At 63.1% G+C, this 1165-nt stretch carries 2 pseudogenes; both read left to right on the top strand.

Features of this window, described 5'->3' with window-relative positions:
* Positions 1-849: pseudogene (locus tag EN885_RS32975) on the top strand (glutamate synthase subunit alpha); the annotation flags it as partial.
* Positions 850-992: 143 nt separating this feature from the next.
* Positions 993-1165 (top strand): annotated as a pseudogene (gene gltD / locus EN885_RS32970) (glutamate synthase); the annotation flags it as partial.

Genomic DNA, 1165 nt, shown 5'->3' with positions numbered 1-1165 from the left:
AGGCAGCCGGTCAGCATCGAGCTGCCGATCCGCAATGTCGACCGTTCGACGGGTGCCATGCTGTCGGGCGAGGTGGCAAAGCGCTTCAAGCACAAGGGCCTGCGCGAGGACACGATCTCGGTGAAGCTCACTGGCACGGCCGGTCAGTCCTTCGGCGCCTTCCTGGCGCGCGGCGTCTCGTTCGAGCTGGTCGGTGCCGCCAACGACTATGTCGGCAAGGGTCTGTCGGGTGGACGCATCGTCATCCGCCCGCCGGAGAACACGAAGATCGTTGCCGCCGAGTCCATCATCGTCGGCAACACGGTGCTCTACGGCGCGACCGAGGGTGAGGCCTATTTCAGCGGCGTCGCCGGCGAGCGTTTTGCCGTGCGCAACTCGGGCGTCGCCGCCGTCGTCGAAGGCGTCGGCGATCATGGCTGCGAGTACATGACCGGCGGCATCGTCGTCGTCATCGGCCAGACCGGCCGCAACTTCGCAGCTGGCATGTCGGGCGGCGTCGCCTATGTGCTCGACGAGGCAGGCGACTTCGCCGCGCGCTGCAACATGGCGATGGTCGAACTGGAGCCGGTTCCGGAGGAAGACGATCTGATGGAGAAACTGCTCCATCATGGCGGTGACCTCGACCACAAAGGTCGTGTCGACGTGTCGGGCGATATGACCAGCCATGACGAGGAGCGGCTCTATCAGTTGATCTCGAACCACGTCCATTACACGGGTTCGGTGCGGGGCCGCGAGATCCTCGACAATTGGGCGACTTTCCGGCCGAAGTTCCGGAAGATCATGCCGGTCGAATATCGCCGCGCGCTGATCGAGATGGAACGCATGCGCATGGGCGTAGCGGCAGAATAGGCTTTGGGAGTTGCCGGGAAGCCTGGCTTCCCGGCACGGGTCTCATCAACAATCCTGACCTCGTGCTGAAGGTTGCTATGGCTGCCTCAAGAGGTTAACGGGTGCGGCGAAAACCGCACCATCTGGACAGCAGGAACTGGACTATGGGCAAGGTAACAGGGTTTCTCGAGATCGACCGGCAGGTGCACAAGTACCAGCCGGCTTCCGACCGCATCCGGCATTTTCGCGAGTTCACGCTGCCGATGTCGGACAAGGAGGTCGAGAAACAGGCCGCGCGCTGCATGGATTGCGGCATTCCGTACTGCCATGGGCCAAC

Source organism: Mesorhizobium sp. M6A.T.Cr.TU.014.01.1.1 (assembly GCF_004022765.1).
GTDB lineage: Bacteria > Pseudomonadota > Alphaproteobacteria > Rhizobiales > Rhizobiaceae > Mesorhizobium > Mesorhizobium mediterraneum.
The sequence above is the reverse complement of the archived record's forward strand: the minus strand, read 5'-3'. Positions and strand labels throughout refer to the sequence as shown.